Source organism: Sulfuricurvum sp., from assembly GCF_049277495.1.
In the GTDB taxonomy this organism is placed as follows: Bacteria; Campylobacterota; Campylobacteria; order Campylobacterales; family Sulfurimonadaceae; genus Sulfuricurvum.
Window position 1 is genome coordinate 40,821 of record NZ_JBASYM010000007.1, and the last position, 19,030, is coordinate 59,850.

Genomic DNA, 19,030 nt, shown 5'->3' on the forward strand with positions numbered 1-19,030 from the left:
AGAATGCCGCATTTACATATCGAAGCCTTTAAACCTCTTAACCTTCCCGCACGCCGCGGAGAGGTGGAATTTCTTTTTCAAGCCGACTACAAAGACCATGAGGGTGCCCTGATCGCTACCCGTTACAAAGATAGAGAATTCTTTTTGGTTTACAAAAAGACTGAGAATAAAGAGCTTCTCAAAAGTGACAAAGTGACCCGTCCGTCGCCGAACTTTTTGATCAAACACGCCCTTTTGGCGTATGCTGAGTGTGCCGAGCTGAACATCCTCGATTCAAACGTCGACAATGCTCCGGAAAATGCCCACCTCAAAACCCATGATGCGCTTAAATCGATCTCGTTTTTTGCCGAAAGTTTCCCAATCGACCGTGAAGTCCGAATCGAAATCGGATTCGGCTCTGCCCGTCATCTTCTCCACCAGGCTGCCGCAAACCCGGATGTCCTCTTCATCGGTTTGGAGATTCACAAACCCTCCATCGAACAAGCACTCAAACATATCATGATTCAAAACCTCACTAACGTCATGATTCTCGACTATGATGCCCGCCTCTTTTTAGAGTTTGTCCCTTCCAATATCGTCGGAAAGGTCTACGTCCATTTTCCCGTTCCATGGGATAAAAAGCCTCATCGACGTGTTATTTCCGAAGCCTTTTTACGAGAATCCGAGCGGGCTTTGCGTGTCGGCGGAACACTGGAACTCCGTACCGACAGCGAAAATTACTACCGGTTTGCACTGGAGACCTTCAGTTCCCCGGCAAAAAGCCGCTTTGATGTCCGAAAGAACCAGGATATTGCGATCAGCAGCAAATACGAAGACCGTTGGAAACGTATGGAGAAAAATATTTACGACGTCACCTTTACCTGTGAAATCCTCAGTCCTGAGCCTGACGTCGAGGGTGATTTTTCGTTCCCTTTCCAAGAGATCGATGCGAGTATCATCGACCGCCTCTCCAAAGAGACTTATAAACGCGACTGGGGATTCATCCATGTGGAGCGAACTTTCACGATCGGAGAAAACGGCGGAATGATCCGTCTGGCAATGGGAAGTTTTGACCGGCCGGAGAGTACTTATGTCATTATCGAAAACGGTACCGCCCGTTACTTCCCCTCACTGCCTGTCCGTTCCAATGCGAATCTCAAAGCCCATACCTTATTGAAGGAACTGTTGCATGGATAAAGTCATTATTGCCGAAAATCTTTCTCTTTCCTACAAAGAGTTTGAAACCATTATCTCCAAAGCCAATTTCACTATCGATGCGGGAAGCTTTGTATTTATCACCGGAGCCAGCGGAAGCGGGAAATCGACCCTTCTGAAATCGTTCTACGGCGCGATTGAACCGCGCGCCGGGCAGTTAATGGTAGGGGGGGTTAAGATGAGCCGTATCAGTACCTCCAAGCTCAACTTTCTGCGCCGCCATATCGGTGTCGTTTTTCAAGATTACAAGCTGATCAAAGAGTGGACCATCGAGAAAAACGTGATGCTCCCGCTGATCATCTCCGGCTATACCAAAGAGGTCAGCAGCGCACAGGTGCAAAAACTCCTCGGGCACGTCAAACTGATCCATCAATCGGGCAAATATCCCCCTGAACTCAGCGGCGGGGAACAACAGCGTGTAGCAATGGCACGAGCGCTTGCCCACAATCCGATTTTGATTTTAGCGGATGAGCCGACCGGAAATCTGGATGAGTATTCATCACAGGTGATCTGGAATCTTTTAGAGGGGGCCAATACCCAGCTCAAAACGACCGTCGTCGTTGTGACCCACAATATCCCCTCCACCATCACCGTACCTTACCAACACTATCATATCGAGATGGGGAATATTCATGAAGTCTCTTAAAAACCATATCTCACTCATTGTCGCCCTCTTTACCGTTTTGTTTTCGGTTCAAATTTACGTAGCGGTGGATCGAACGATCGCGGCATACGAAACACGTCTCAAAAACGACTATTCGATTATCGTCGTTGCCAGTAAAACCCTCACTCCGGTTGAGTTTAAAGCAATGGATCCTATTATCGAGCGAAGCGACGTTATCGCGACCGATCAAGTTTTGCAGCGGTTGCAAGGGGAAATGAGCAAAAAAAATCTTGATTTGCTCAAACTCACTCTTCCAAAGTTTTATCGGCTCTATCTGAACCGTTTCCCGACCCCTGCCGAGATTGCCAAACTTCAAAAACGGCTCCAGAAAGATCCTGCAATAGAGCGTGTTGAAGGATATGCCCAAAGCCACGATACGGTCTACAAACTGATGCTTTTGTTTAAAGATGTCGTCCAGGTATTCTCAATCTCTATTGCGGCGGTCACGTCACTCCTGATCCTCAAAGAGATGCGTCTCTGGCAGTTCCAGCATTCTGATAGAATGAGTATCATGGCCCTTTTCGGAGCGCCGGTATGGTTGCGCTCAGCAGTTTTATTCCGTCTGGCCATCGTCGATGCCATCATCGCAACCATCGTACTCTGTTTTGCCTTTTTCATTATCCAGCAATACGGCTGGATGGATCTGCTCCTGCGGACTGTCGGGATCAGTATCGAACTTTTTGATTTTGTAAATGATGCACTCCGTTCACTTCTGATTGCGCTTGGCGTATCGATTGTATTAACCTTTACCATCGTCGTCGGCAACAATGAAGAGGAATAGATGAAAATCCCCTTTTCCCTGGTATTGCTCCCGTTGTTAGCGGCATCGCTGTATGCCGCTAAAATCGATGAGAAGATCCAACACACATCGAAACAATTGAATGAGACCAAACAAACCTATACGAGTCTCAATAGCAAACTCGAAGCAACCGCATCCAAAATTATCCAGCAAAAGCAGATCATCGGCACTCAGCAGGAGAAAATCAGTACCCTCGTCGAGCAGCTGCAATCCAAAGAGAGTGTTTATCAATCCAATAAAATGACCCTAAAGGGACTCGAAACCCAGCAAACGCTTTTGACCAAAACCCAAAATGATATTGAACAGCGTCTCGTTTTTGCGATTGCCCGCAATACCTCCATCTCATTATTAGTCAATGACGACCGTGCCAAAGAGGCCGATGCCATCATCACCGAAGAGGCTCTCAAGCTCCATCTGAAACAGATCAATCAGGAGATCAAAGAGCTCAATGCCCTTTTTGTTGCCAATAACGAAAAGATTGCCGGACTCTCTTCGCAAACGACCGTATTAAAGAAATCGATCGCCATCATTGATCAGGAAAAAAACAAGGTCATCGAGACGAAGAAAGAGAACGAAAAAGCGATTGCTAAACTCGAACAAGAGAAAAAGCTTTATAAAAAATCGCTGAATAAAATTCTCAACCAGCAGCGTTCTTTACAAAATACCCTTGCCAATCTCAATATTATCAAACGCGAATCCCTTAAGCCTAAAAAAGTACCGGTACACGCAACCAAAAAACCGGGTTCAAAACCGGTACCTGAAGATGTCAAGCAGGCGGTTGCCGAATACAGTCCCTCCAACGTTGCCAAATATTCGGGGGAACGGACGATATCTCCGTTGGACGGATACTCTGTTACGAAAAGCTTTGGTCCGTATACCGATCCTGTCTACGGTATAAAAATCTTTAACGATTCGGTATCGCTCCGTCCGAATGATCCTGATGCAAAAGTCAAATCGGTACTGAACGGAAAAGTGATCTTTGCAAAAACTACCGCGATGCTCGAAAATGTCGTCATTATCGAACATGATAACGGACTCCATACGATTTATGCCCACTTGGATAAAATCGCCCCTACGGTCGAGGTAGGGAAACGGCTCAAACAAGGCTCCATCATCGGTCGCGTCGGACGAGAACTGATGTTCCAGGTCACGCAGCGCAACGCACACATCGACCCGCTGCAGGTGATCCGCTGAGAACGTTTCAGTTCTCTTCCCGCTTTATCCATTTTTTGAGGCCCCACTCCATCCATTTATAACTTTCGATCAGGATAAAAATCAAAACGGTAGCCATACCGATCCAAGCGAGCATTTCCCCATCCGGAGAGACGGCATGGAACCATTTGGGCACAACGTAGAGGGCGACGGCCTGAAGTGCCAATCCGATTCCGATTCCGATCCAAATGGCCGGATTGATCGTTATACTGCTTCGGATATTGTAAAAAAAAGGCTCTTCCTCTTTCTGGGCTAAAATGCCGTTCACCCATTGCGATGTCACTATGATACAAAACGATACCGTCAGCGCCGTCTCATAGCTGTACCCTTCCCTCAGCAGATGTAAAAACACTGCCAATGTCACCGATGCGTTGATTATAGAAACCCATCCGATTCGTGCTACCTGCCAACGGTCAAAAAACTGTGTTTCCAGCCGTCTTGGAAACCTCTTCATTACATTTCCCTCTTCGCGGCACATCGGAAACGTCTTATCCGTTACCCCGTCGGTTACAATGTTTACCCAAAGAATTTGCGTCGCATGAATCGGCAAAGGGAGGCCCATCAAAATGGCTCCGCTGATAAGGAGTATTTCATCGAAGCAGGTGGCGAGAAGATAAAAAATAACCTTTCGAAGATTGGCGGTAATGATCCTCCCCTGCCGGATTGCATCGACGATGACCCCGAGGTTATTATCCGTTATCACCATTTTTGCCGTCGATTTTGCCGCTTCGCTGCCGTTGCCCATCGCGATCCCCAAATCAGCCGCTTTGAGTGCCGGAACATCGTTGACCCCATCCCCGGTTACGGCGACGATTTCGCCATGCGTCTGAAGCAGTTTGACGATCCGGTATTTGTGTTCCGGCAAAGCTCTGGCGACTACGGTACAGCCATGTAGTACGCTATGAAGCTCTTCATCATCCATATTTTCGATTTCACTGCCGTTGAGGATAGTATCCCCCTCTTTCCATATTCCCACTTCTTTGGCAATTACCTGCGCCGTTATCGGATTATCCCCCGTCACCATCACGACACGGATTCCTGCCTCTTGCGCCTGTGCGACCGCACTCTCTACGCCGCTTTTTGCGGCATCGGCAAACCCGATCAGACCGACGATTCGGATATTCCATTCTGATGGATCTTCCCACTTTTCATCACTGATCCCGAATGCAAGAAGACGAAGCCCCGCATGAGCCATCGCATCGTGAGCGTTATCGAGCCTCTGCAGCTCATTTTCGGGATTTTTCGCCATTGATCGGAGTGCTTCATACGCCCCTTTTATATGGAGGCGCTCTTGCGCATCATTTTGATTGATCGTAGCCATAAAACGCGATTGAGGATCGAATGGGTGATAGAAGATACGGGGGTGATTGTTTCGAATCGAAATGTACTCTTCGCCGATCCACCGAACCAATGCCGTTTCCGCCGGATCACCCCGTTCTTCGCTGGCATCGTTGCACAATGCGGCACACATTTTCAACTCTTCATGATCCAAAGCTTCCGTCTGACGAACCGATAAAAACCCCTCGGTAATGGTCCCGGTTTTATCGGTGGCGATCACCGATGCACTTCCCAACGCTTCGACCGAAGGGAGATGACGGACCAGTACTTTATGGCGGCTGAGCCGGTATGCACCCAATGCCAAAATAAGGGTCACAACGATAGGAAGCCCCTCCGGAACGGCCGAAACCAGCTCCGCAATCAAAATAGAAGCCATTTCTCCCTGGCTCCGCCCCTGCAAGAGCCCTACAATCCCGACAACTAAAAGAATGACAATGAGAACAAGAATCAAACGTTTGGAAAATATGGCCAGTGCGCGCGTGAGGGGAGAGTGTGGAGATTGCTCTTTTGCACTCCGTGCAATAGACGCTAAATAAGTGTTTTCTCCCGTCGAAGTGACAATCCCTACACCCGTCCCCTTAATGATATGCGTTCCCGAAAAAAGGGTATTGTTCCGCTCATACGGAAGCGCCTCGATCGGGAGGAGAACGTTTGCCTCTTTGGCACTCGGGACCGATTCTCCCGTCAAAATCGCTTCGTCTGCCTGAAGGGCATGCGATTCGATCAGGCGGATATCAGCCGGGACAAGGTCGCCCTCCCCTAACAAAATAACATCGCCCAAGACAACTTCATGGGAAGGTATCAGTGCTTCCAGTCCTCTTCGTATCACCTTAACGTGCGTTTCGGTCAATTTTTTCAATGCTCTGATGGAAGTTTCGGCCCTGTATTCCTGAACAAATCCCAAGAGACTGTTGATGATGAGAATCCCTACGATTATCATACTGTCCGTTCGATGTCCCATCACCAACGACAACATTGCCGCCGCGATCAAAATGGCGACAATGGGGCTTTTGAACTGTCCTAAAAAAATTGAGAAGTAAGAGCGTTCCTCTTCTTTGAGCGTATTGAACCCGTATATACGAAGGCGTTTTTCCGCTTCATTAGCTTCTATGCCGGATGCAGAACTTTCTAACAATTCATAAAGTTCATCGGGAGTTTTGGTATAAGAGTGATCGAAATTTTTCATTTTTGACTCTTCCATCTCTATTAGACTGTAAAGAGCCATATTAACATAATATCACCCCATTAGGGTAAATAGGGGAATTTCGCTTAAAACGGCCAGACGGCTCCTGCTATTTTACTGGCCCATCCTTGCTGGGTCGAGCGGTCGATGTCACCCTCGTTGGCGTAGAGGATTTTTGCATCGGAGATCTTAGACGAGTTGATTTGGTTGTTCTGATCGATATCGTACGGTCGGATAACCCCGCTTAGCTGCATAATCTGTTTTTGTTCATCAACCATGATCTCCCGTCGTCCGGTGATAAAATAGTTTCCGTTTGCCATCACTTTAACAATCCGTGCCGATACGGTTGTCGTGAAAGAGGCATTCTTCGTTGCACTTCCTGATCCCGTATACGCCGACGTAGACCCGCCGGACAAACCGATATTCGTTAAACCGTTTAGTTTGTTGATGGCCGAATTCACGGCTGAGTTATCTCCGGCGGAAGCGAATACACCCCCGTTTAATCCGATAGTATCGGCTTCGGAAAGAGCTTTTTTACCCACGTTCGTGCTGCTTGCCGTCTCCGAAATCACAACCGTAACGATATCATTGACATGCATCGCTTTATGGTCAGAAAAGAGGGGACTGTCTCCCTGTCCGAACAGACTTCCGCGTGCTACGAAAGTATTTTCTTCTTCGCGTGAGGGCATCTCTTCCACGTATTTCGGAGGGGTAAATGCGATTTCAGGTTCTGTCAAACGTGCGGTACAGCCGCTTAGCAATAAAGAAGCTGATAATATTAATAAGTATAAGGATATTCGCATTGTTCCGCCCAAGTCATATTTAGCTATAATAAAGCAAATATAGTTCCAAGGAAATTTATGACACTCAGAGAGCAAATTAACGACGATATCAAAACAGCGATGAAAGAAAAAAACAGTGCCTTACGCGATGCGCTTCGTCTTCTCAGCAGCGCGATGAAACAAATCGAAGTCGATGAGCGCAAAGAACTCACCGATGAAGATGTCATCAAAATCATCCAAAAACAGGTCAAACAGCGCAATGATGCGATGAGCCAGTACCGTGAAGCGGGACGTGAAGATTTGTATGAAAAAGAGGCTTCCGAAGCCGCTATTTTCGAAACTTATCTTCCGAAGCAGCTTTCGGATGACGAGCTCGAAAATGCGCTCCGTTCACTGATCACCGAAATCGGTGCCACTTCGATCAAAGACATCGGACGGATCATGGGTGCCGCGTCGAAAACCCTCGGCGCTCAAGCCGACGGCAAGCGGATCAACGAATGTGCCAAAAAGATTTTGAGCTAAATCATCTCAAACAGAAAAAAAAAGGTCATATGCTTTATATGACCTCCCTTCACTAAGACTTATCCGGCTTTTACACAAATTGGCGAAAACAAACTTTCCTATCTCTTCCGACTGATCATAAGTATTGGATGCTCCATATAGGGGTCGAATAAGACTACGAACCCAACAGCTCCGGCCGGCCGTAATGGAACCCTTGGGCGTAATCCACGCCGATCTCTCTGAGGATTTTGAGGGTCTCTTCGTCCTCTACGTATTCCGCAACCGTCATCTTGCCAAACTCTTTGGCAATCTGATGGATATGCTTTACGAAAATACGGTCTTTTTCATTGACGGCGATATTCTTTACAAATTCACCGTCGATTTTGACATAATCGGTATCAAAATATTTGAGGTATACGAACGACGAAAATCCTGATCCGAAATCATCCAAGGCGAATGCTATCCCAAGCTCTTTCATTTTTTCAATAATCTCCATCAAGCCGTTCACGTTATGGATTGCCTCACGCTCTAAAATCTCAATGGTCACACCGCCGTGTGATGCCCCTTTCGGGTGACGGGCGTAATGGGACTGGATCAAATCAACATATTCACCGCCGAAAAGACTGTTGGTTGAGAGATTAAAGAAGAACTGCTTATCCCATAACCCTTTTTCTTCCCGTCTTTGCAGCCCTTTCGTCAAAATAATATGATCGATCTTAGGGGCGAATCCAAGACTTTCGGCCACTTCGATAAACTGCCCTGCCGCCATATAGCGTTTACCGTCGCGGATACGTGCGAGAACCTCATATCCGAACAACTCTCCGTTACTGACATTATAAATCGGCTGGACAAACGGTTCTACCCGGTCTTCATCGATCGCCCGGCGCAGGAATTCCCCTTTTTTCTGGATCTCTGCCGCTATTTCCTGATCGCTTTGATCGGCACGGGCAATCGTATTTTTCCCGGCGCGTTTGGCTTTATACATGGCCAAATCCGATCCCGTGAGAAGGGATTCGATATTTTCACCTTGTTCGGGATACTCGGCGATTCCGAAACTTGCCGTCAGGGTTATCTGATCAAACATCAGAGAAATAGGTGTCCCTTCAAGACGCGACCGAAGTTTTTCAACGACGGCATATCCGTTTTCATAAGGAGTTTCCGGCAGGATAACGGCAAACTCATCACCCCCTAAACGGGCTAAAATATCGGCATTGCGAAGGTTGGACCCAAATATTTGGGTCACCTCTTTGAGGACTAAATCCCCCGAAGCGTGTCCATAGGTATCGTTGATGTATTTAAAATTATCCAAATCGATCATCAAAATAGTAAATTGATGGTGGTGCCGCAGCGAACGTTTGATCTCATAATCCAAAAACTCTTCAAATTTACGGCGGTTATAGAGTCCGGTAAGATAATCCCTGTCTGAGAGCTGCTGAAGTTTTTCATAATAATCTTGAATCGAATCCAGCATTTTGTTGAAATAGTTCTCGATATTTTTGACTTCCAGAATCTTTGTCTTGAGACTCACCCGCTTTGCCATATCGTTTTTGCTGATGATCTCTTGAATCATCAACAGAAACTGTTTTAACGGCTCCACGAGCAAAGAATTGAGTTTATAGTACAAAAATCCGAAAATAATGATGGTAAAGAGGACAAAAAAGATAATAAACGAGTTGATCATCGTCGTGAGCGAGATTTTAAGATTGGCGACCGGAAAACGGACATCGATAACGCCGTTAATGTCTCCGATCTTAGCATTCGTATGACAGCTGATACACTCTTTCTTTACAACAATCGGATAGAGGTATCGGATCTCATCGTCCCCGGTAAGGACCTCTTCGCCCTTCATGGCACGCAAAACCATCGGGTCATGCTCACGGACCTGTTTGTCGGTACTGTGTTCTCCGAACAATTCCGCTACGATAGGACTGCGATAGGCATTGATCCGCATTTTCGGCTCAACTTTGTTCAAGCGGAGAATAATCGCATCGAGATCTTCTTTACTCCACCCTTTTTCCATCGCGGAATACAGTGCCTCAAAGGCCATACGGCTCGTTTTACGGGCATCGATACGGGCGAGATCGTCAACTGCCCGCTTTTTGATATACAGACCGTACAAAAACGCCACGGATAAACTTGCTAATAAAGAGATGATTACCGTTTTAGCGATAAGTCGTTTATAAGTCGTATACGATTGCATTTTCGTCCCTGTTGCATCATTTTATAAATTTAAATGATTATAACATATGACGATTAAAATAAAAAAAAAAACATTGCTTTATTCTACAGAAGCGATCCTAAACGCGATGGAATTTTGAAAAATAAGCGGATGGGAATATTGGCAGGTCAACACTCCTCCGATCGGAGCAACGATTTTTTCCAGCTTTTCACCGCTGAGCGCATCGGTAATCCCCCCTAAAATATCCCCTTTTTCGACTGTGGTTCCGCACGATACCGATGAATCAAAAATACCGGCACGGGATGCTTTGAGAATTGTAATCTTTTCGGGTTCAATGATATTGCTTTGAAATCCGTCGAATACCGGTACATTGAGTATCTTCTGTTTTGCCATAAAGCGTATCAATGCACCTTGGACTTCGCTGCTGCTGGCATGATCGATCGAACCGTTTTTTCCGAAAACGATTGAGAGCGCCTTGGTCTCCCAGAGTTGCCAGTTATACTGCAGCATAACCGTCTCGATCGGGCTATAAGAGCGGTAATGGATAAAACGCATCCCTAAATCTTTCGCCGAATCGATATCTTCGTAGCCGCTTTTGATCAGTTTCACATACGGCAGGCACATCCCCTGATCCCGCCGTCCCTCCAAGATAATCCCGAAATCATACCCTTTAAGCGCCTCGAAAAGCTTTGCCGCAATCCGCTGGGTCGTCTCTCCCTCCGCATATCCCGGAAACATCATATTCATATCGGTTTTGTCGAGCGGCCAAAAAGGCTGCCCCATATTGAGGGCATAGGTATTCACGGCGGGAATCACCAAGATCTTCCCGATAATTTTTCCCTCTTCTTCTTTGTGTCTGAGGTGCTCAACGAGGCGCGAGGCGACATAAAGCTGATTGATATGGTCGCCGCTCATAGCTCCTACGATTGCAACCGACGGCCCTTCTGAATCTTCGCCGAATAAAAATCCTTCGACTTTCAAAGGGGCACGGTTCGGGGATTTAAAATTGAGTATCTCGATACGCTTCATCCGTTTTCTCCAAAAATTCGGCCGACCAATGAGCCTTCATACACGATCGGATAGGCTCTGAGGGTAAAGAGTATCCCTCCGATCGGAGCGATCACTTCATCGAGGGTTTGTCCGCTCAGGGGATCGACGATTTGTCCGACGACAGACCCTTTCTCTATCATTTGGCAGTGTTCGATGGCAGGGACGAAAAGTCCCGGGCAGGATGCATTCAGATACGCCACCTCACCCACATGCGATTGGATCGGCATCCGCACATCCAGCGGTTCAATGGATAAGAATCCCTCGCATGCCATCAAATTTAAAATCCCGTCCAGAAGCTGATGACCGTAAGCTTTGCCCAAACGCATCCCAACCCCCATCTCAACGACAAGTGTCTTGGTTCCCAGCGTATTCATCGCATGGGCAAAAGTCGATTCCAAAACCGTTACGGCATCATGTACCCATACAAAATCGATGTTGAGTTTGTTGGCCAGCGGTACCAATACCGCTTCTTGGGATTTGGCGATACGCACTTGCGGGATCTCGCGTAAAAAGACATTGCTGGAATGAATGTCGATAGCGATTTCAGACCCCTGCATTGCACTGACGACTCCATCGGCGATCTGTGCGGGGAGAAAATCATTTTTGCTTCCGGGAAACATACGGTTTAGATCGACATCATAAAAAGGGACGGAACGGGTAATACTGTCAAGCCCGAGACTGTTAATAGCCGGATAGATATCAATAATCCCTTTTATCTTATCGGGATTGGCCCGAAGCCACTCGCCCAAAAGAAAACAGACATATTGCCCCTCCAGCTCATCTCCGTGGATTCCGCTGACAATCGAGATACGTTTAGACGTTTCCCCTTTTTCGGGCTGATAACGGCAGCGCTGTATCCGGAACTGTTCCCCTACCGGCAAATCGATGGCAAAGACCTCTTCAATCACACCCACCTGCTCTCCTATTGCGCTTGTGTTTGCGAAGATACTGCGGCACAGGTATCTTTTTGAATCACACGGTCAACCACACTGTTAAGAAAAAGGAGAAATTTTGAAATGTCCGATGTCGTGACATTAATAGGGCGATAATTACGGTTTAACTGTCTGGCGATCGTATTGATGACATCGATATCCGCCGTCACCATCTCGATCTCTCCGTAGAGGCGTAAAATAAGATCAAAACGTTCAATCTGCTGTCCGAAACGGATCAGTTGATAGGCGCGTGTACGATCCAGTTCAGTCGAAAATATCCCCAATATCAAACTGCAATCGTCGATAATCTCTTCCAGGTTTGCCGGGCTTACCGCACGGTTTCGTCCGGCTACCAGTTGATTATGAATTTTGTTAAGTGTCGCAAAACCCCGGTCATCCAGCAAATGGCGTGTCTCTATCGCATTTTCCCGAGCCCAGCTGATGATTTGTTCAATACTTCCGCCATAGGTACCGTACACCCCTTGTTTAAGAAAATCAAGTGCATTCTCGTACTCGATTTCAACACCGAGTTTTGCATAGAGTTTTCGCCCCTCGTCCAAATCTCTGTCGATGACATAATCATAACCGTTCACCAACTCTTTGAGCATCGTCTCTGCACGCTGAACATAACGTCCGAACCAATATAGACGCTGTGCGGTATTTACCGAAATCGCGATCCCGTTGATAATCATAGTTCCACCACCCATGTGTCTTTAAATCCGCCCCCTTGGGACGAGTTAACGAGGTAATTCCCCTCTTCCATCGCATAACGGGTCAATCCGCCCATACTGACAGTGATATTCTCGCCATGAATAACATAGGCTCGTAAATCAGCTTTTCGCGGAAGAATTTCCCCCTCCATCATACACGGTAAATCGTAAAATTCAATGACCTCTTGGGCGATAAAACGGCGCGGATCCGCCAAAATCATATCAATGATCTCTTGGCGCTGTTCAGGATTCAGACGGTTTCCGAACAGTACACCGTATCCTCCCGCTTCAGCGACATCTTTGATTACCAATTTATCGATATTGGCCAAAACATATTCGCGGTCTTTTTCATAGTACGGCAAATAGGTCGGGGCATTCGAGAGAATCGGCTCTTCTTTCAAATAATATTTGACCATCTCCGGAACAAAATAATAGATCCCTTTATCATCGGCAACACCGTTTCCGATACTGTTCATAATCGCCACATTTCCGGCACGGTATGCCCGAACGAGACCTTTTATCCCGATAAGGCTGTCGGCTTCAAACTCTTCGGGATCGAGGAAATCATCATCCAATCGCCGGTAAATTGCTCCGACGCGGAGACGTTCTCCATCATAGGAGCACAAGAAAACTTCATCGTTTTCTATGACCAAATCATCACCGGTAGCGAGTGTCGCTCCGATTATCTTGGCAAGGTAGCTGTGTTCATAATAGGCCGAGTTGTAACGCCCCGGAGTCAGGACGACATTGAGTCCTCCGGTATTGACGTAATCCATTGCCGCTTTGAGCTCGTCACCGTAATGTTTGATTTTCGATATTTTCATCGATTCAAAAAATTCCGGATACGTATGGCGGAATGCACGGCGGATCGTGAGCGGATAGCTCACCCCGCTCGGAACGCGAAGGTTGTCTTCGAGAATAATCCACTTACCGCTCACCGCATCTTTGACCAAGTCAATACCGCTGATATGGGTACGAACCCCTTTGGGAGGGTTAACCCCCATAAACTGGGGTAAAAATGCTTTTGCCGAATCGACATATTCACGCGGAACGACACCGTCTTTAACAATTTTTTGATCGTTATAAATATCATTCAAAAACGCATTCAGCGCTTTGACCCGCTGGATGATTCCTGCTTCTAAATCGTCAAATTCGGCTTTGGGGATAATACGGGGGATCATATCAAAAGGAAAAGAGCGCTCAATGAAATTTCCCTCTTTAAAGAGGTTGAAATTGACCGCGTTGGCTTCGAGAAAATCTTTAAATTCGGAAACTTTTGTCTGATCCACACTCTCAAAAATATCATAAAATTTTTGTAATTCTGGACTTACCGGTTCGATCATGCACACCCCTTGTTAGAATTAGGACTAACTCAATCATATCCTAAACTAATCTCAAGGGTTGCTTAAAAAGTAGTCAAATCTTATTTTTACCCGTTTTTAAGGATTCTGAGTGCACTTTCTACATCATCTTGGCGCATCAGCGATTCGCCGACCAAAAATGCGTCGACTCCGGCTTTGTTTAAATCCTCAAGCTGGCCATGCTCATATATGCCGCTTTCGGCAACAATGATCTTTCCGTTCGGGATTAAGGGGATCAAATCATAGCTCAGATTCATGTTCATATCGAATGTCTGAAGATTGCGGTGGTTGATTCCGATGATATCGGCACCCGCCGTGATCGCTTTGGTCAACTCCGATTTATCGTGAATCTCGACCAACGCTTCCATCCCTAAATGGCGGGTGTAGTTCAACAGCTCTTTGAGTTCGCTCGTGGAGAGTGCCGCGGCGATCAGGAGAACAAAATCCGCACCGTACACCAGGGCTTCGAGGAGCTGGTATTTGGAAACGATAAAATCTTTTCGCAAAAGCGGAATACTCACATAACGGCGGATTTCTGCCAGATAATCGAGGTTACCCTGGAAAAAGTGCGGTTCGGTCAAGATAGAGATCGCATTCGCGCCGCCGCGTTCATACGCCTGCGCTATCGCCACGGGATCGAAATCTTCGCGAATAACCCCTTTTGACGGGCTCGCTTTTTTCACTTCCGAGATAATGCGGTACGGTTCTTGCGGGGTCGAGGTCAAAAATGGACGGACATCGCGCGGAGCGCGGGCATTGAATGCCAATGAACGCCCGAGCCATTCCATGCTGAACTTGGCTTCGCGCTCTTTTAAATCTTCTTTGGTTTTTTTGATGATTTCATCTAATATCACTGCTTCTCCTTAGTTTTACACGCTTCAATCGCTTTAATATGTTCTTTGACCTCTTCTTCTTCCGTCCCTATCATCGACTCGACCTGCTTGATCAGCTTTTTGGCTTCATCACACTCGCCCAGTTTATAATGGCCCCATGCCAACGAATCGATATAAAACGGCGAATCCGGCTGTTTGTCCAGGGCACGGCGGACATATTCCATCCCCTCGGTCACATTCAAATCATGTTCGATCATCAGATAGCCCAGATAGTTGAGATACAGAGGGTCTTCAAACTCTGCATTGGCTTTTTTCAGCCCCTTGACCACTTTGGCAATCATAACCGGATCGGAACGGTTCGATGCTCCCTCATAAGTGTAAACGGAACTTTGAGCTAAATAGAGGGGATTGTCTTCCTTCTCATAAAGCGCTTGGGCTAAAGCCGAAGCTTTGCCGAAGGTTTTGGTTCGAACATAGATGTCCAGCAAAAGAGGGTCATTGATATGGGACTTTTCGAGCAGCATCTCCATTTTGGACAGATTGCGCTGAAACGCATAAATCTTGATGGCCTCTTCGGCGATCAGCGGATCGGCATCGATATCATACGTCTGTTCATAGATTGCTGCCGCATTATCCAACTCGCCGCTGTCAGCATACAGCGTTGCCAGCCGTTTCCCGACGATTTTGCTGTTCCCGTGGGCACCGATATGATCTTTTAAAAACGTGATCGCTTCCGTTTTTTTCCCGAGCTGTGCGTATTGGATCAAAGCTATCCGCTCTGCCGTCGATTCATCGTAGTTCAGGGCATACGCTTTTTTCAGAGCCGCTACCCCGCCCGGATAATCGGCGAGTTTCAACCTGGCCTCCGCATAGAGGAGATAATCAGACGGGGCTTTGCTCTTTTCGCTCAGCAGCAGCGCTTTTTGGGAAGCTTCACCGAAATTGCCCGCTTTGAGCAAGGAAATGATCTCGAACCGTTTGAGCGTTTCATCTTCGGGTGATTTGCTGAGCGCTTCTGCGGTCAATGTGGAGAGTGCTTTGATATCCCCGGCTTGTTCCAGCATGCGGAGCGACTGATACAGATACTCTTTTTTCGATGTCCGTTTGTACAGTTCGGAAAAAAATCCTGAAGCCTGACGATGTTTTTGATGCATTTGGGCATCCAGCGCATAGAGGGAGAAGGTATCTTCTATCATATTGGGATAGAGTGACGGTTTCGATGTGGCACCGGCGATGGAGACCAGCAAGACGGCTATCGATAAATATTTAATCATGGATAATTCCCGGGCATTCAGCTTTCAGTTCATCGATACGGTGGCGAAAGTAATCCCAAAAAGGAAACGTTCGACACTGCAGAGGACGCGCTTGGTAAATACTACACCCCTTAAGTGAACGATCGAAAAACACACAGTCGTAGGATCCGTTCACTTTTTTCTCTTTGAGAGAATAGCGATAGACTTCTTTGCGCAGGTAGGTACGGCGAAACTCATTTTCATCCATCTCCAAAAGCTTTGCAATCGCCGCTATTTCGGTGACGGAAACAAAAATATTGCCGCTCTCTCCCGTACAGCAGTTTCCTCCGCATGAGGCGCATGCCGATGGGTCGAACGCATAAGTGAAACCTTCTTGTGTCATATACTCGGACATTTGATACTGTGTGCCTTTGCCTTGTCATAAATCGCCTGCACCGTGGCAGTGTACGCACCATTTTCCTCCGTTATGAGCGGGGGCATTACCGTGAGTGCCGATTTTGAGTTTTTTTTCAAATGGATCATGACCAGAGTGCTGGGACGATCTGCCTTAGAATGGACGAATTGTACATCAACGACTCTTAATCCTGAACGTTCGCATGCACTGAAAAGTTGGACACTCTGACCCGCATCGTAACAGATCGCCGCTTCGCCGTTGGATTTGAGAAGCTTGGATATTTTCGTCATAAACGGTTCGATCGGCAAGTGGACGTTATAGCGGGCCTGATGAAGAAGCGGGTTTTCCGAACGCGAAACATTTTCATGGTAAAAAGGGGGATTGGAAACGATCCAATCATAGCTTCCATGGTTTCCGAGCTCTAAGAAATCTCCCTCATGAAGCATATAGCCGATTTTGTTGATCTGGGCATTTCGACGGGCAAACTCCGCATACAGAGGCTGTTTCTCAACCGCTTCGAGCGTAATATCGGGAAAATCACGCCCGATGAGAAGGCCGACGATTCCGCTCCCAGCACCGACGTCGAGAACTCTCCCTCGTGGGGCAAAACGGGTAATAAATCCATACAGCAATATCGAATCGCTGTTGTAACAGTAGCCGCCATCGGGCTGATAAAGGAGCATTTACGACTCTTTGCGTTATGATTTAGGCAATTATATCTCTCTATAGGTTTAACTATGATTATCATTCCTGCCCGTCTCGCTTCTACCCGCTTTCCCGAAAAAGTCCTCGCCGATATCGGCGGTTTGCCGATGGTGATCCGTACGGCCAAACAGGTTGCGAAAATCGACCGTGTCGTCGTCGCCTGCGATGATGAAAAAATCTTGGAGATTTGTGCGGCTCACGGTGTCGAAGCGCGTCTCACCTCCACGACCCACAAAAGCGGAACCGACCGGATCAATGAGTGCGCCCAGATCCTCGATATTCCCGACGATGAGCTCATCATCAACGTCCAGGCGGACGAACCGTTTATCGAAACGGAAGTGTTAACCCTCCTCATCAAACGTCTCAACTATCTGAAAATTCAAGACGAGCCTTTTATCATGGCGAGCTGCTACAACGCGATCAACACCGAATCGGCCGATGATGCCAACCTCGTCAAAGTGATCACCGACGTCAACCACAACGCGATCTATTTTTCCCGAAGCCCGATCCCGTTCAACCGCAGCGGCGAGGCGTCGTATTTCGGGCATATCGGCATCTACGGATTTACAAAAAAATCACTCCATGATTTCTGTGCCCTCGGCGAAGCACCGCTCGAAGACATCGAAAAACTCGAACAGCTCCGCGCCCTCTACCACGGTAAAAAAATCTCGATGGTCAAAGTGGCGAGCAGCGGATTCGGGATCGATACCGTGGAAGACTTGGAACGGGCGAAGAAGATTTTCGGGATATAAGTCAGAAACCGCCGCATCTTTTAGCAGTGCTTATCAAAAACAAGACTTTTCAAACAATACCACAAAAATTTATGCCATAATTTATTCTTTGAAGGATAAATTATGAATATTATGCGCCTCTCTAAACAAAAGATTTTCAATCGAAAAAACGAAGTTTTTGCCTATGAGCTCCTTTTTAAAGACGGATCGGACAGGTATACCGGTCTATCAGACAGAGTCAAAGAAACATCACGGCTTATCATGAGTTCCATAACCAGCCCTGAACTTGATAAATTGCTTGGGAAAAACATCCTTGCATTTATCAATATTGATGAAACAACTCTGACCAAAGGGATATTGGATATTTTGGACAAAGATCGATTTGTCCTCAATATCCTCGAAGACATCAAGCTCGATGATACCATCCTCAACAAGATCATCCAGTACAAAAAGAGAGGATTCATGCTCTCACTGGAGCGTTTTGACTCTAGTGCCGAAATGCTCCATAAATTCAGACTGCTGTTCAATTATATCGACATCATAAAAATGGACATAGCCCTCTCTCGACCTGAAAATCTCGAAAAAGTGATCAAAAAATTTGAAGGGACACGTCTCCAGCTGTTAGCCCAGAATATCGAGACGAAAGAAGATTATAAAAAATGTGTGGAACTGGGATTCAGCTTATTTCAGGGATACTATCTTGACCGACCAGACGAGATTGAAATCGTCGGCCCCAAAGAAGCTGCCCAATTTGTCATCCTTCAACTCATCAAAATCATCAAAGAGGATAATACCGCCAATGAAAAACTTGAATACTTTTTGAAAAAACAGGCCGATCTCTCTTTTAAACTGATACAGTTTTTTAATAACTCAGAAAAGCTCAATACCAAAGTCGAATCGTTGCCCCAAGTGATCAATTTGATGGGGAGGCAAAAACTGCTTCGATGGCTGCTGGTCTATCTGTATTCGGAGCTTTCACGAAATCCTGCATCCAAGACACTGCTCGATCTTGCAATTAAAAGAGCCGAAAGCATGGAGGCTGAAGCATCTGAAAAAAATAAAGATAAAGCCTATTTGGCCGGGATGTTTTCTCTACTTGGCTCCATCTTTGAAACCAATATCAAAGAGCTGATGACCCATATCAATATGGACAGTGACATCACCTCGTTGATTTTACATAAAAAAGGGATCTTTGCAGGAAGCTTGATG

Annotated in this window: 18 protein-coding genes; 7 read left to right on the forward strand and 11 right to left on the reverse strand. The window is 46.7% G+C overall.

Features of this window, described 5'->3' with window-relative positions:
- Positions 1 to 3: 3 nt before the first annotated feature.
- From trmB to WAO38_RS01260, 4 genes are read left to right on the forward strand one after another with little or no spacing between them, the layout of a single operon-like run.
- Positions 4 to 1,176 (forward strand): tRNA (guanosine(46)-N7)-methyltransferase TrmB, encoded by a 1,173-nt coding sequence (gene trmB, locus WAO38_RS01245; protein ID WP_422233564.1) that lies wholly within the window; start codon positions 4 to 6, stop codon positions 1,174 to 1,176.
- Positions 1,169 to 1,840, forward strand: coding sequence for a cell division ATP-binding protein FtsE (locus WAO38_RS01250; protein ID WP_422233566.1), 672 nt, complete (start codon positions 1,169 to 1,171; stop codon positions 1,838 to 1,840). Before trmB ends, WAO38_RS01250 begins: the two co-directional genes overlap by 8 nt.
- Positions 1,827 to 2,639 carry a cell division protein FtsX gene (locus WAO38_RS01255; protein WP_422233567.1) on the forward strand — a complete coding sequence of 271 codons (813 nt, stop codon included), beginning with the start codon at positions 1,827 to 1,829 and terminating at the stop codon, positions 2,637 to 2,639. Before WAO38_RS01250 ends, WAO38_RS01255 begins: the two co-directional genes overlap by 14 nt.
- Complete coding sequence (locus WAO38_RS01260) at positions 2,640 to 3,851, forward strand: murein hydrolase activator EnvC family protein (protein ID WP_422233569.1); 1,212 nt, start codon at positions 2,640 to 2,642, stop codon at positions 3,849 to 3,851.
- A 7-nt stretch (positions 3,852 to 3,858) separates the two neighbouring features.
- Here the strand turns inward: WAO38_RS01260 and WAO38_RS01265 are convergent, their stop codons facing one another.
- The gene (locus WAO38_RS01265; RefSeq protein ID WP_422233571.1) at positions 3,859 to 6,393 is read right to left on the reverse strand and encodes a cation-translocating P-type ATPase; all 2,535 of its coding nucleotides are present in this window, start codon (positions 6,391 to 6,393) and stop codon (positions 3,859 to 3,861) included.
- Between the two features lie 83 nt (positions 6,394 to 6,476).
- Positions 6,477 to 7,193 (reverse strand): flagellar basal body L-ring protein FlgH, encoded by a 717-nt coding sequence (gene flgH, locus WAO38_RS01270; RefSeq protein WP_422233573.1) that lies wholly within the window; start codon positions 7,191 to 7,193, stop codon positions 6,477 to 6,479.
- 57 nt (positions 7,194 to 7,250) lie between these two features.
- On the opposite strand from flgH, the gene WAO38_RS01275 reads away from it, so the two are divergent.
- On the forward strand, positions 7,251 to 7,694 hold the full coding sequence (locus WAO38_RS01275; protein WP_422233575.1) for a GatB/YqeY domain-containing protein: 444 nt from the start codon (positions 7,251 to 7,253) through the stop codon (positions 7,692 to 7,694).
- Positions 7,695 to 7,848: 154 nt separating this feature from the next.
- On the opposite strand, the gene WAO38_RS01280 is transcribed toward WAO38_RS01275, so the two are convergent.
- The 9 genes from WAO38_RS01280 to WAO38_RS01320 form a co-directional block, all read right to left on the reverse strand.
- Positions 7,849 to 9,873: a diguanylate cyclase gene (locus tag WAO38_RS01280; protein ID WP_422233577.1), complete on the reverse strand. Its 2,025-nt coding sequence runs from the start codon at positions 9,871 to 9,873 to the stop codon at positions 7,849 to 7,851.
- A 78-nt stretch (positions 9,874 to 9,951) separates the two neighbouring features.
- A complete protein-coding gene (locus tag WAO38_RS01285; protein WP_422233579.1) occupies positions 9,952 to 10,881 on the reverse strand; it encodes a M14 family metallopeptidase in 930 nt (309 codons plus the stop codon).
- Positions 10,878 to 11,816, reverse strand: coding sequence for a M14 family metallopeptidase (locus WAO38_RS01290; protein ID WP_422233581.1), 939 nt, complete (start codon positions 11,814 to 11,816; stop codon positions 10,878 to 10,880). The genes WAO38_RS01285 and WAO38_RS01290 overlap by 4 nt, the downstream gene beginning before the upstream one ends.
- 8 nt (positions 11,817 to 11,824) lie before the next feature.
- On the reverse strand, positions 11,825 to 12,541 hold the full coding sequence (locus WAO38_RS01295; protein WP_422233583.1) for an alpha-E domain-containing protein: 717 nt from the start codon (positions 12,539 to 12,541) through the stop codon (positions 11,825 to 11,827).
- Positions 12,523 to 13,887 carry a circularly permuted type 2 ATP-grasp protein gene (locus tag WAO38_RS01300; RefSeq protein WP_422233585.1) on the reverse strand — a complete coding sequence of 455 codons (1,365 nt, stop codon included), beginning with the start codon at positions 13,885 to 13,887 and terminating at the stop codon, positions 12,523 to 12,525. Before WAO38_RS01300 ends, WAO38_RS01295 begins: the two co-directional genes overlap by 19 nt.
- A gap of 86 nt (positions 13,888 to 13,973) precedes the next feature.
- Positions 13,974 to 14,759 (reverse strand): indole-3-glycerol phosphate synthase TrpC, encoded by a 786-nt coding sequence (gene trpC / locus WAO38_RS01305; RefSeq protein WP_422233587.1) that lies wholly within the window; start codon positions 14,757 to 14,759, stop codon positions 13,974 to 13,976.
- Positions 14,756 to 16,012 carry a tetratricopeptide repeat protein gene (locus WAO38_RS01310; protein ID WP_422233589.1) on the reverse strand — a complete coding sequence of 419 codons (1,257 nt, stop codon included), beginning with the start codon at positions 16,010 to 16,012 and terminating at the stop codon, positions 14,756 to 14,758. Before WAO38_RS01310 ends, trpC begins: the two co-directional genes overlap by 4 nt.
- A complete protein-coding gene (locus tag WAO38_RS01315; RefSeq protein WP_422233591.1) occupies positions 16,005 to 16,385 on the reverse strand; it encodes a YkgJ family cysteine cluster protein in 381 nt (126 codons plus the stop codon). Before WAO38_RS01315 ends, WAO38_RS01310 begins: the two co-directional genes overlap by 8 nt.
- Positions 16,370 to 17,068: a tRNA1(Val) (adenine(37)-N6)-methyltransferase gene (locus WAO38_RS01320; protein WP_422233593.1), complete on the reverse strand. Its 699-nt coding sequence runs from the start codon at positions 17,066 to 17,068 to the stop codon at positions 16,370 to 16,372. The genes WAO38_RS01315 and WAO38_RS01320 overlap by 16 nt, the downstream gene beginning before the upstream one ends.
- Positions 17,069 to 17,122: 54 nt before the next feature.
- Here WAO38_RS01320 and kdsB point away from each other — a divergent pair, with 54 nt between their 5' ends.
- Together kdsB and WAO38_RS01330 are read left to right on the forward strand one after the other, a co-directional pair.
- Positions 17,123 to 17,842, forward strand: a complete 720-nt coding sequence (kdsB, locus tag WAO38_RS01325; protein ID WP_422233595.1) for a 3-deoxy-manno-octulosonate cytidylyltransferase — start codon at positions 17,123 to 17,125, stop codon at positions 17,840 to 17,842.
- A gap of 102 nt (positions 17,843 to 17,944) precedes the next feature.
- A partial coding sequence (locus WAO38_RS01330) for an EAL and HDOD domain-containing protein (protein WP_422233597.1) occupies positions 17,945 to 19,030 on the forward strand: 1,086 nt, incomplete at its 3' end.